Origin of the sequence: Natronorubrum daqingense, from assembly GCF_001971705.1 — an archaeon.
In the GTDB taxonomy this organism is placed as follows: domain Archaea; phylum Halobacteriota; class Halobacteria; order Halobacteriales; family Natrialbaceae; genus Natronorubrum; species Natronorubrum daqingense.
The window spans coordinates 2,261,564-2,273,596 of record NZ_CP019327.1 but is presented as its reverse complement, the minus strand read 5'-3'; the positions used below and the strand labels follow the sequence as shown (position 1 = coordinate 2,273,596).

The 12,033-nt window shown below is 63.6% G+C and carries 12 protein-coding genes; 7 read left to right on the top strand and 5 right to left on the bottom strand.

The window, feature by feature from the left end:
- Positions 1-15 precede the first annotated feature (15 nt).
- The gene (locus BB347_RS11025; protein ID WP_076581733.1) at positions 16-675 is read left to right on the top strand and encodes an ArsR/SmtB family transcription factor; all 660 of its coding nucleotides are present in this window, start codon (positions 16-18) and stop codon (positions 673-675) included.
- 142 nt (positions 676-817) lie between these two features.
- Here BB347_RS11025 and BB347_RS11020 read toward each other — a convergent pair whose 3' ends face one another.
- Positions 818-1,414: a hypothetical protein gene (locus tag BB347_RS11020; protein ID WP_076581422.1), complete on the bottom strand. Its 597-nt coding sequence runs from the start codon at positions 1,412-1,414 to the stop codon at positions 818-820.
- Positions 1,415-1,596: 182 nt separating this feature from the next.
- On the opposite strand from BB347_RS11020, the gene BB347_RS11015 reads away from it, so the two are divergent.
- Positions 1,597-1,794: a hypothetical protein gene (locus tag BB347_RS11015; RefSeq protein ID WP_076581420.1), complete on the top strand. Its 198-nt coding sequence runs from the start codon at positions 1,597-1,599 to the stop codon at positions 1,792-1,794.
- Positions 1,795-1,942: 148 nt separating this feature from the next.
- On the opposite strand, the gene ahbB is transcribed toward BB347_RS11015, so the two are convergent.
- The 3 genes from ahbB to BB347_RS11000 form a co-directional block, all read right to left on the bottom strand.
- Entirely contained in the window at positions 1,943-2,980 is a 1,038-nt protein-coding gene (gene ahbB / locus BB347_RS11010) for a siroheme decarboxylase subunit beta (protein WP_076581418.1), read from the bottom strand.
- 266 nt (positions 2,981-3,246) lie between these two features.
- On the bottom strand, positions 3,247-4,479 hold the full coding sequence (locus tag BB347_RS11005; protein WP_076581416.1) for a hydroxyacid-oxoacid transhydrogenase: 1,233 nt from the start codon (positions 4,477-4,479) through the stop codon (positions 3,247-3,249).
- Positions 4,480-4,596: 117 nt separating this feature from the next.
- A complete protein-coding gene (locus BB347_RS11000) occupies positions 4,597-5,769 on the bottom strand; it encodes an MFS transporter (protein ID WP_076581731.1) in 1,173 nt (390 codons plus the stop codon).
- Positions 5,770-5,957: 188 nt separating this feature from the next.
- Between BB347_RS11000 and BB347_RS10995 the strand changes: the two genes are divergently transcribed.
- The 5 genes from BB347_RS10995 (at position 5,958) to BB347_RS10975 (ending at position 10,873) form a co-directional block, all read left to right on the top strand.
- Positions 5,958-7,160, top strand: a complete 1,203-nt coding sequence (locus BB347_RS10995; RefSeq protein ID WP_076581414.1) for an iron-containing alcohol dehydrogenase — start codon at positions 5,958-5,960, stop codon at positions 7,158-7,160.
- A gap of 198 nt (positions 7,161-7,358) precedes the next feature.
- The gene (locus BB347_RS19615; RefSeq protein ID WP_076581412.1) at positions 7,359-7,778 is read left to right on the top strand and encodes a hypothetical protein; all 420 of its coding nucleotides are present in this window, start codon (positions 7,359-7,361) and stop codon (positions 7,776-7,778) included.
- A gap of 4 nt (positions 7,779-7,782) precedes the next feature.
- Positions 7,783-8,727, top strand: coding sequence for an alpha/beta fold hydrolase (locus tag BB347_RS10985; RefSeq protein WP_076581410.1), 945 nt, complete (start codon positions 7,783-7,785; stop codon positions 8,725-8,727).
- Positions 8,728-8,828: 101 nt separating this feature from the next.
- Positions 8,829-9,896, top strand: coding sequence for an anthranilate phosphoribosyltransferase (locus tag BB347_RS10980; protein ID WP_076581408.1), 1,068 nt, complete (start codon positions 8,829-8,831; stop codon positions 9,894-9,896).
- Between the two features lie 218 nt (positions 9,897-10,114).
- On the top strand, positions 10,115-10,873 hold the full coding sequence (locus tag BB347_RS10975) for an SDR family NAD(P)-dependent oxidoreductase (RefSeq protein WP_076581730.1): 759 nt from the start codon (positions 10,115-10,117) through the stop codon (positions 10,871-10,873).
- 18 nt (positions 10,874-10,891) lie between these two features.
- Here BB347_RS10975 and BB347_RS10970 read toward each other — a convergent pair whose 3' ends face one another.
- Positions 10,892-11,863, bottom strand: coding sequence for a succinylglutamate desuccinylase/aspartoacylase family protein (locus BB347_RS10970; protein ID WP_076581406.1), 972 nt, complete (start codon positions 11,861-11,863; stop codon positions 10,892-10,894).
- Between the last annotated feature and the right edge of the window lie 170 nt (positions 11,864-12,033).

Below are 12,033 nucleotides of genomic sequence, written 5' to 3'. Positions count from 1 at the left end.
CCCAACGAGATGACGATGGACTCCGCCGCGTTGCTCGATTTGTTGGGAAACGAAAATCGGAGACGAATCCTCCGGTTGCTCGCCCGCAAACCCTGTTATGTGACCGAAATCTCGGAGTATCTCGGCGTGAGCCCCAAAGCGGTGATCGAACACCTCCGAAAACTCGAGGAGGCTGGATTGATCGAGAGTCGCGTCGACGATCAGCGTCGAAAGTACTTCCACATCGCTCGTCACGTCCGACTCGAGGTCAACGTCTCCCCCTACGGCTTCGCGAGTAAGAGCGCCTATCCCGCAAACAGCAGTTTCGATATTACGACCTGTAGACACCTCTCACTCGACGTTTCCTGGGACGAAACGGGCGAACTCGACGAGTTGCTCAGAGCGCTCGAGACGCTCGAGCAACTCGAAAACGAACTGTCGCTGGCCCAGCGGTGGGTCCAGGGCCGACTCAGTGGCGTGCTCGATGCAATCTCCGAAACCGTCGGCACTGGCCCCGAGAGTCGAATTTACGCCGACCTCCTGGCGAGCATCCGATCCGAGCCGAAATCGGTCGGCGACCTCAGTAGCGACGTCGACGCACCCCGCGAACTCGTCGCCGAGTTGCTCGAGTCCATGGCGGACGACGGCGTCGTTCGTCGGACCGAACGCGGTTGGGAGCTGACGACCGGCAACTGAGGGCGAACGACGGGGCTGTCTTCTCCTCGTGGCTCTTCAGAGCCTCGTGTCTCTCTTCGGACTTAGCCGTCTCTCTTCGGACTTAGCCGTCTCTCTTCGGACCTCGTTGCGTCGCCGTCCGTCCCAACGGGTTTTCCAGCACTCACTCGACGTCTCGGAAGAGGCCGTCTCGCAAGTCTCGACCGAAGTAGTAGCCGCTGAGACACGCGAGAAGACTGAACGCGATGCCGATCGCGACGACGGTCTGGAACGAGCCAGCCATCGCGAGATAGAAGTTTCCCGAGACGGCCGACAGGCCGCCGACGGTCGTTCCGGCCGCTCCCACCTCGAGGTAGCGTCGTTTCGACGTCACCATGCCGAGGGCGAACGCGACGCCGAAGAGGCCGAGCACGCGGCCCGCAATGGGGATGGTCATCCCGCCGGCGAACAGGCCGAACCCGAACAAGAGGGCGAACGCAAGACACAGCTTCGGCGCGAAGTACTCGCTGATCGGGGGTCGCGAGGTGCTTCGCGAGAACCGGGACCGCAGCCCGGAGAACAAGCCACCGGCGTCGGCGTCAGTGCCAGCCTTGGCTGCCGATGTGGACCTACTCTCGGTCGCCCTCGAACCCGTTTCGGACGAGTCTCCCGACTCGAAGGACGCGCTCCCGGAACCCGACTCCGAGAGCAAGTCCTCCGTCTCCTCGAGAAGGTCGTCCGTGTCACGGGAACGCGTGACCTCGTCCGAACGATCGCTCATAACCGACCGTTGCATGCCCGACAGCATGGGCTTTTCCCTGCGCAGTGAGGGCCGATCAGTGGCGAGGCAATTCGACACGTTGTCTCTCGATTTCCCCGTTTCAATCGGCGAGCGCAGCGACTTTCCTCACCGACCGAGACGGGGAGGCCGTTTTTTCACCACGGAACCGGTAGTACTGGGAGATGAACGCCGAGTTGCTCGCGTTCGGACTGCTGTCGCTCGCCACGGGTATCGCCGTCCTCGTCGGCGCGCGACAGCTCTATCCGCGACTCGAGGTCACTGCGGACGCCGAGTCCTCGCTGCGACTGTTGACGGCGATGCTCGCGGGAGTACTCCTTTTCGCGGGGCTCGGATTAGTGCTCCTCGGGCTGTTCGGTTGAGTGATCTACGCTGCTCGAAGCCTGCTTCCAGAGTGACCGCGACCAGTCCGTTCGGCGATCGATCCGGGAACTCGGATACAGCCCGTCCGGCACTTGACCTGGAAACTCGGACACCAATTCACCCGAGTCGATCTGCCGACCACTGGGATTACTCGACGAGTGCTTCGTAACGCGCACCCGTCTGTTTCAGCGTCTCGGTCGAGTACAGTCGCTCGTGGTCGACCGGCAGGTACTCGGTGGCCAGTTCGTCGATCTTCGCGTCGACGGCGTCGGCGTCACGGCCGTGAATCATCGTGAACAGGTTGTACGGCCACTCCTGGTCCGGTCGACGGGGTCGGTGGTAGCACAACGTGACGGACGCCAGCCCGCCCGCGCGCTCCCCCCACTCGTCGAGTCGATCGTCGGGAACGTCCCAGACGACCATACAGTTCGCGTCGAACCCGGTGACGATGTGATTGATCACGCAGCCAACCCGTTTGATGCAGCCGTTCTCGAGGAGCCGTTCGATCCCCTCGAGAACGCGTTCGACGTCGGCCTCGAGCGCGCGGGCGATCTCTCGGTAGGGCGTCTTCGAGAGCGGGAAGCCGTTTTGAATCGCGAGTAAGAGGTCGGCGTCGAAGGCACGCAGGTCGCCGGTCGCGCTCTCGCTGATTCGCGTCGCCGACGAGTCGGTCGCCTCCTCGAGCGATTCGCGAGCGAACCGATCGTCGTTGACGACGGGGAACTCGAGGTCGATGTAGTAGTCGGTGAGCATCGGTAAGTTGAGCACCGAACAGCCGGTTCGCTTCTCGATTTCGTCGAGTATCTCGTCGCGTTTCGCTCGCGAGCCAGCGGTGACGACGAACCACATGTTCCACTCGTGGTCGCGGGCGTAGTTGTGGTTGACCTGTCGGTACTCGTTGATGATCGTCGCAATCTCTTCGAAGCGATCTTCGGGCGCGCTCACCGCCGCGAGCGTCGACGAACCGATCACCGGCGGGTTGAGGACGGCACCGAATCGCCGGATTATCCCCGCGTCGTGGAGTCGGCTGACGCGTTCGACGGCCTCGTCTTCGCCGATCTCGAGTTCGCGACCGAGTCGCCGAAACGGGCGCTCTTCGACGGGAACGCCACTCTGGTAGCCGTCGATGATGGCCGCGTCGACGTCGTCGACCTGCTCGCGCCAGTCCCCCGAGAGGCTGCTCATTGGTTCGTCTAGGGACATGGCCACCGTATTGCTTTCGGGTCCACGCGAGGCCGCTCGTGCTCAGGGCCGCTCGTGCTCAGGGCCGCTCGTGCTCGTGCTCGTGCGTGCTTCACTCGAGGACGCTCACGCTCTCGAGAACGCCAGCGATGGGCTCGAGACTCCGAGAAACTCGTCACCTCCGTTCGTCGTCCTCACGTGTTTCGTCGTCCTCACGTGTCGGTTCCCACGTTCGCCGTCAACTCAGTGCGCGTTCGCGAACCGTCAGCTCAGAGCGCGTCCGCGAAGATGGACTCGAGGTCGTCCGTGGTGACGCGTCGCGGGTTTCCGATCAGCAACCGCTGAATTTCGGCCGTTTTCTCCGCGAGTCGCGGAATGTCGTCGTCTTCGACGCCCAGTTCCGCGAGTCCGTCGGGAATGCCGATGTCAGCGCACAGCGATTCGACCGCGATTGCGGCTCGCTCGCCGGCCTCGCGGTCGCTCGCTCCCTCGAGCGACTCTCCCAACAACTCGGCGATGGTTCCGTAGCGATCGTACGCCGTCGAGGCGTTGTAGCGCATCACCGACGGCAACAAGGCGGCCACGGTGACGCCGTGGGGCGTGTGGTTCTCGCCGGCGATCGGGTAGGCCATGGCGTGGGTCGCGCCGAGTCCGGCGTTCGTGAAGGCGATTCCGGCGAGTACGCTGCCGAGCGCCATGTCGCGACGGGCCTCGACGTCTTCGCCGTTGTTGACCGCGCGCTGGAGACTCCCGCCGATCAGTTCGATAGCCTGCTTCGCGTACATGTCGGTCATCGCTGTTCTGCCGCCGTAATTCGCCCGCTCGGAGGCGTGTTCCACTGATTTCTTGGTATCGTATCGACGCGTCGTGTAGGCCTCGATGGCGTGGGTGAGCGCGTCCATCCCGGACGCCGCGGTGATCGACGGCGGGAGCGAGACGGTCAACAGCGGGTCGACGACGGCGAGGTCAGGGTAGAGGTGACGACTCGAGATACCGACTTTCAGTTCCCGATCCGGGAGGGAGACGACCGCGGCTGGCGAGCTTTCGGCTCCGGTGCCGGCGGTCGTGGGGAGGGCGAACACGACGGTCTCGGACGCTGGCACCGGTTCTCCGCCCCCGATGGGCGGTGCGACGTACTCGAGGAGGTCGCGATCCGTATCGGCGAGCGCGCCGGTCACTTTCGCGACGTCGAGGGAACTCCCGCCGCCGACGCCGACGATCGCGTCGGGGTCGACGTCTGCGGCCGCCTCGAGTGCTGACTCGTAGACATCGACGGCCGGGTCCGGTTCGACCCCCTCGAAAATTGTGACCTCGAGGTCGGCGGGAACCGACGACAGCGCGTCCTCGACGACGCCGGTTTCTCGAAGCTGTTCGTCAGTGACGACGAGGGCCGAGTCGACGCCGCGCGCCTCGAGTTCGTCTCCCAGTTCCGTACTGGCCTCGAGACCGAATTTGAGCTGATCCGCCATCGCGAAGTCCCACACCGTCTCTGGGTCGTGCATTCGTAGGCAGAGGTTCAGCGAGCGATCACTTAACGATACAGCTTCACGCAGTCGGTCCCTGAGAGAGCGACTGATGGGCGCTCGAGAGGCTTCGTTCGGCGAAAGTAGTCCGTCGGGTCAGTATCGGAGATCCAACGCCCAGTTCGCGACGATGAGCGCGAGCACGACGGCGAGCATGCCGATCAAGATGCCAAAGGAGACGGCCCAGCCGAACAGGTCGGCGAAGAGCCCGATGGCGATCGACCCCGACGCGGCGACGATCATGTAGACGGTTCTGATCATCCCGAACCCGACGCTTTGCTCCTCGGCCGAGAGGTGGTCCATGAACCGCGGCAAGACCGCTGCACCCCACCCCATCCCACAGCCGACTAGCAGGATGCCGACGAAGACGCCGCCCGGGCCGGTGGGGCTGATCAGCAGGCCGAATCCGAGCATTCCGGCGACGGCACAGATTCCGGTCGCCGTATCTCGGCCGAACCGATCGGAGAGGTTCCCAATCACGATCTGGAGCACCCCTAAGGCGACGAAGTAACAGCCAAACAGGATGCTCGCCGTCGTCGTGGAGTAGCCGCGAAATTCGACCAGAAACGTCGGCAGGAACGTTGCCACGCCTTGCCAGATAAAGTCACAGATGATGGCGATGACGCCGGTATAGACGATCGACGGCCGCGAGAGAATCTCGAGGCTCTGTTCGACGGAAATGCTGTCCCGAAGCCGTCGCTCGGGGAATCGAGGCGGCGTCGGCCGAACGCGCCAGGCGAAGAGCACCGCGATCGGCACGGTGACGACGGCCGTGATCGCGACGGCGGGCCGCCAGCCGTAGCGGACGGCGATCCAGGCGACGACGACCGGCGTGAGCAACCCGGCAACGGGTGCTCCCGCGTTGTGGATGCCGATAGCCGTCCCGATATCGTCGTATGTCCGGGTGAGCAGTGCCGTCGCGACGCTGTAGTGGAGTCCCGCGGCCCCGCCGACCAGTACCGTGCCGACCAAGAAAATCGCGAAGTGCGGAGCGAGGACGATCAGCAGGCTCGTGAGCCCCGTCCCGACGACGGAGGCGAGGATGATCAGGCGCTCCCCGTGACGATCTGCGAGGACGCCGCTCGGGAACTGCGTGAGGGCGTACGCGAGCCACATGCCGGTCATCGCGACGCCGACGAGCGTGTTCGACACCTCGAACTCGGCGATGATCTCCGGGATGACCGGGCTGACGGCCAGCCGTCCGACCATCGTCACGAAAAACGCCAGCGTACAACAGACGAGAACCGTGTCACGGTAGCGCCAGGCCATAGCTACGACGATCGACCGCCCGAACGTTTCCGCCATCCGCGGGTATAGCTGTCGATCACCCCGGCTGGCTACCGGTTTCCACCGTCACCGTCTCACGGTTTCCCCGTGACTGTGCCCCCTGTAGCCGAAGCCACGTCTCGTGGTTTCAAACACAATCGTCTAGTAGCAGGCTCGGGAACCGATGAGATATGTCTCCACCCAACACACGCGAGTCGGGCCTCGAGTCGAGTGCAGTCACGTTCACGGCGACGGATACCCGATTCGGTGCTGGCGTCTCGAAGACCGTCGGCGACCTCCTCGAGCGCGAGGGGATCACGAACCCGCTCGTCGTGACCGACGAGGGAATCGAGGCGGCCGGCTTGCTCGAACCGCTGCTCGAGGAACTCGACGACGACGTGTCGATTCGGTACGCGACGACAGAGCCCTCGACGACCGATTTCGAGTCCGTCTCGAACGGGGAGTTCGACGGCGTGGTCGCCGTCGGCGGCGGCTCCGTCATCGACACGGCGAAAGTCACCTCGATACTGCTGGCACACGGCGGCGACGCGAGCGACTACCTCGGAGTCGACGCCGTTCCCGGCTCGGTCGCTCCGCTCGTCGCGATCCCGACGACCAGCGGAACCGGGTCGCAAGCGACCCAGACTGCAGTCCTCACGCACGACGGCGTCAAGCGCGGAATTAGCGACGAATCACTCCGACCGGCTCACGCGCTGGTCGATCCCGAACTCACCGCCGACCTGCCGCCCCGACAGACCGCCCGTTCCGGCTTCGACGCGTTCGTCCACGCCCTCGAGTCCCTGACGGCTCGCGATCACCGCTGGATCGAATCGCGGCCGATTACCTATCAAGGGGCGAACCCCGCCTCGCGCGCACTGGCTCGAGAAGCGCTCTCGCAGGTCCACGGCGCACTCGAGCGGGCCACGTTCGACGGAGACGACCGCGACGCGCGGGAGGCGATGAGCGTCGGCTCGCACCTCGCGGGGACGGCGTTTTCGATCTCCGGATTGGGTATCGTTCATGCCCTCGCGAGCACGCTGGGCGGGCTCACGGACGACCCACACGGGGCGTGCCTGGCCGCATCGATCGAGGCCGGGCTGACGTACAATTTGCCCGTTCGCCGGGAGGAATACGCCGATATCGCGCGCTCACTCGAGATAGCCAACGTGGCGGCGACGGACGACGAGGCCGCGGAGGCGCTGGTCGACGAGTGCGATCGGCTTCGGCGGTCGCTGAACCTACCGACCTCGATGCGGGCGCTCGGTCTCGAGCGATCCGACGTGGACACGATCGTCGAGAACACGCTCTTGCAGGAACGGCGCTTGCCGACGAACCCTCGAGGGGCTGGGGACGACCTCCGGGAGCACCTGTTAGAAGTCGAGTTCGACGGGTGACCGGCTCGCTCGCTCGAGTGATTGGGTAGACCCCGTCGTTCACTTGCCTCGATAATATGGCGGAAATTTGACGTTTGGGGCAGAATCCCTCGGTAAAAAAGTACTTCACTCCCTCCTAAATTAAGTATAAGACTGCGCCTGTTGGCATTCTGGACACCTTGGTAGATAGTATCTGCCAATGGATGGAGTCAACAACACATGTCAGCTGAAGAGTTAGCCAGTTCCGAATGGTGGCAAACGTACAAGGAGAACGTGAACTCGGACCAGGAGATGAGCGTTCGCGGGCACGACCGCTTCGACGACAATTTCTTCGTCCAAATCGACGAGGATCGGTACCTAATCGAAATGTACGGCGGTGACGTCGTCGACGTCGTAGAAAACCCCGGTATCAACGGCGACTGGTCCTTCGGCGTCGAGGGAAACCGGGACGCGTGGGAAGAATTCCTCCAGGACGTCCCGCCCGCACATAACAACGAGATCATCGCGTCGGATTACCGAACCGCGGTGAGAGGCGACGAGGGGCACCTCGAGTTACACGGTAACAACAAGAAGGTCTTCCAGAATCTCCGCCCCTTCCAGCGAGCGCTCGAACTGATGCGAGAAACCCACCAATCGTAAGCAAATGAGTATTCAAGCACCCGAACACGGCGAACGCGTCTCGATCACCGGCCAGTATATCGGCGTCGAAATAGACGGGGTCAATCACCGCGTGTATTACGAAGAAAGCGGGCCCGAAGACGGCATTCCGCTGCTCTGTCAACACACAGCCGGCAATCACGGCCACGAGTGGCGACACCTCCTCGAGGACGAGGAGATCACCGAGCACTTCCGCGTTATCGCGTACGACCTTCCCCATCACGGGAAATCGCTCCCGCCGACGAGCGAAGCGTGGTGGAACGAAGACTACACGCTCACCGAAGAGAAGTTCGCGGAGAGCATCGTCAGTATCGCCGACGCCCTCGACCTCGATGATCCCGTCTACATGGGCTCGAGCATTGGCGGGAACGTCATCCTCCAACTTGGTGACTGGCACCCGGACCGATTCCGCGCGCTCGTCGGTCTCGAGGTCGGGACCTACAGCCCGGGCTACTACCTCGATTGGTTTCACGATCCACAGGTCAACATCGCTGAAGCCAGCGCCTACGCCTGCTGGGGGCTGATGGCACCACAGGGCCCCGAATCGATGCGACGAGAGACGATGCACCTCTACGAACAGGGCTCGACGGGCCTGTTCCGTGGTGACCTCTACTACTACTCGGTCGATCACGATTACAGAGGAAAACTAGATCAGGTCAACCCGTCGTGTCCCGTCTACGTGATGAACGGTGAGTACGATTTCGCGACCGATCCAGACGACGCTCGAGAAGTAGCCGAGGGAATCGGTGAGCAGGCCCAGGCGGTCGACATGGGGAGCATCGGCCACTTCCCAATGAGCGAAAACCCCGAGTTGTTCATCGAGTACCTCAAACCGGTGTTGGACGATATCCGCGGCGAAGACGTGGACGTCCCCGAGAAGATGACGCCCGAATCGGTCGGGATCGACGTCGACGCGCCGACGGCTGACTGAGGGCGCTCCCCCGTTGACGTTTTCGTAGACTCACGCATTTGTGACTCGGTCGCCTCCCCGGAAACGGGACGTTTTTGCACGGCGCTTCCCAACGAACACACATGGCGCAGACTTCCCAGACGTTCGGCGAGTGGCCGCTCAAGCGGCTGATGACCGAAGTCGTCGGCTCCGGTCCCAAGTCCGCAGACGACATGACTCGAGCGCAGGCTCGAGAGGCCTTCCAGCGCATTCTGGCCGGCGAGCCAGACGAGACGACCCTCGGCGCGTTCTTCCTCGCGAATCGCTGGAAGCGAAACAACCCCGAGGAACTGGCGGGCTACACCGACGTCATGCGCGAGGAGTCGGTCCTCACCGCCGAACCCGACGCGAATCCGGTCGACTGCGGGGCGAACTACGACGGCAAGCACACGTCGGCCGTCCTCGGCGTGGGTGCCGGCCTCGTCGCCGCCGCCGCGGGAACCCCGATCGTCGTCCACTCCGGCGACCGCGTCCCGACGCAGAAGGCGACCGCCTACAAGCACGTCCTCGACGAACTCGGCGTTCGAACGCAACTCGAGCCGGCGGAGAGCGCCGAGATGGTCGACGAAACCGGCTTCGGCTTCTACTACCAGCCGTCGTTCAACCCCGGCGTCCACGACCTCTACGCTCGCCGCGACCAGATGGGCGTCCGAACGTTCGTCAACACGATCGAAACCGTCGCCAACCCCGCGAATGCCGACGTCCACCTCGGCTCGTTCTATCACCTCGCGTTCGCGAAGAAGATGACCGATCTCATCGAGGAGAGCGCGGAACTCGAGTACTCCCGTGCGATCTTCTTCCAGGGAATGGAAGGCTACGACGACATCCGACCCGGTTACACGAAGGTTGCCGAGTGGGACCACGGTGAGGAACTCGAGGACTACGAGATCGAGACCGGCGAGTACGGCATGGAGATGGAAAACGACGATCTCGCCGTCGACGACGTCACCACCGACTCGGCGTCGATCACCGAAGACGTGCTCTCGGGCGAACGAGACGACCACTTCGCGGACGCCGTCGCTCTCAACGGCGCGCTCCGCATGCACGCTCGAGAAGACGTCGCGTCGCTCGAGGATGGAATAGACGAGGCTCGAGCGGTTATCGACGACGGGAGCGCGAAGGCAGTGCTCGAAGCCCTCCGAGCGTTCTGATTCTGCGCGTAGCCGGTTGCGTTTTCACTGGCGGCTTCGATTGCGTGTTTGAAACGATTCAGCGACGTCGTGAACACGTGAGACACGTTCGTCTCGAAGCGCTGTCATCGAACTGATAATTACCGATGTTTACGATTCGGACCGATACTCGAAACACTGGATTTGTATCCGTCGAATTTGATGAACGAATTTATGTATTCGCCGTGCGATACGCGAGTATGAGACTCGAGGACAAGACGGTAGTCATCACCGGTGCGGCGGCAGGAATTGGACAGGCAACGGCCGAACGCTGTGCCGAAGAGGGCGCACACGTCATCGTCACCGACGTCGACACCGACGGTGGGGAGGAGGTCGCCGCGGACATCGAAGCAGACGGCGGCGAGGCAACCTTCTACGAACTCGACGTCACCGATAGCGAGGAGTTTCACGCCGTCATCGACGCTATCGCCGAAAAACACGGCCTCGACGTGCTGGTCAACAACGCCGGGACCGGCCACCCCGGTGGCAGCCTCGAGAGCCTCGAGGACGAAATTCGGGACTTCGTCATCGACATCAACATCAAGGGCGTCTGGAACGGCTGTCACGCGGCGCTGCCCCACCTCAAGGAGCAGGGTCACGGCGCAATCGTCAACGTCGGGTCGCTGGCGAGCATTCTCGGGCTTCCCAAGCAGGCCGCGTACTCGATGAGCAAGGGTGCAGTCCTGAACATGACCCGCGCGGTCGCCTCCGAGGCCGGCCCCTACGGCGTTCGCGCGAACACGGTCTGTCCCGGCTTCACCGAAACCTCGCTGCTCGATCAGTTCCTCGAGCGACAGGATGACCCGGAGAAGGCCCGCAAGCAGATGATCGCGCAATACCCGCTAAAACGCCTCGCAGAGCCCGAAGAGATCGCAGACGCCATCCTGTTTCTGGCCAGCGAGGAGTCCTCGTTCGTCAACGGCCACGGGCTGGTCGTCGACGGTGGATTCTCGGCCTGAGACGCTCGCTCTTGGCCCCTATTCGTCTCGAATGTCTGCGACGCTCGCGAGTTGGTCGCCGCCGACGACGGTCGCTTCCTGCGTGAGCGCGTAGAGAATTCCGTCCCGATCCGCACTCGTCTCCTGAATCGGTTCGTACGTCGCCGGATCGTAGACCGTTCCGAGCGCCGTTCCCTCGGTCACGCGCTCTCCAACCTCGAGTCCCGGGTTCGCGCGGAACAATCCGGCGTCGGTCGCCGTCACCTGCCCGAGGTGGTTTCGCGCGACCGTCTGCGCTCGCGCTGGCACCTCGCCGGGGAGCATCTCGAGGGAGCGACAGACGTCGAGGAGGCCCTCGACGCCCGTTTCGACGGCCGTCTCGAGGATGTGTTCCTTGTGGGAGAGTTCGGGCGTGATCGACGGAATCCCCTCCTCGGCGGCGGCGACGCGGAGCTTTCCCGAGAACGCGCGCTGGTGCCACTCGTCGTCGGCGTCGTCGTCGGCCTGCTCGGAGAGCAAGAGGTCGGTGCCGAAGGCCCGCGCGAGTTGGCGCGCTCGCTCGTCGCCCTCCCGGTAGACGACGTGGGTCTGCATGTCTGGGCTGCCCGTGTGTAAGTCGACGATGGCGTCGGCCCGGCCGGCTTCCTCCCAGAGACGGGCGGCCATGCGCTGATGAAGGCTACCCGATTCGTCGCCCGGCCAGACGCGGTTCATGTTCGGATTGACGCTGTCCAATTCCTCCGGCGTGACGTAGGAGACGAGATCGAACGTGAGCGGATTCGCGACGGGAACGGCGACGACCGTTCCCGACAGCGACTCGAGTGGCAGTCGGTCGTGAAACCGACGGAGCGTCTCGGTGCCGTTGATCTCGCGGCCGTGCTGGGCGGCTTGCACGTAGAGCGTCGGGCCGTCCTCGTCGCCCACGTACGTATGAATCGTCGTGCTCAGCGCCACGCCCGAGGGGAGACGTGCGAGGGTCACCTCCTCGGTCGTGTGCGTTCCGTCCGTCATTGGCGGACTATTCCACGGCCTGTCGTATGTAGCTGCGGCCGTCCGTCACGCACGGAACACCGAGCGGCGCTGGTCGCGGTGGCGTCTCGAGTTCGAGGTCGTCTCGCGTGTCGTCCGTGGATCCGACTCACGCGCAAAACGTTCGGTTTCGGCGACTCGAGACCACTACC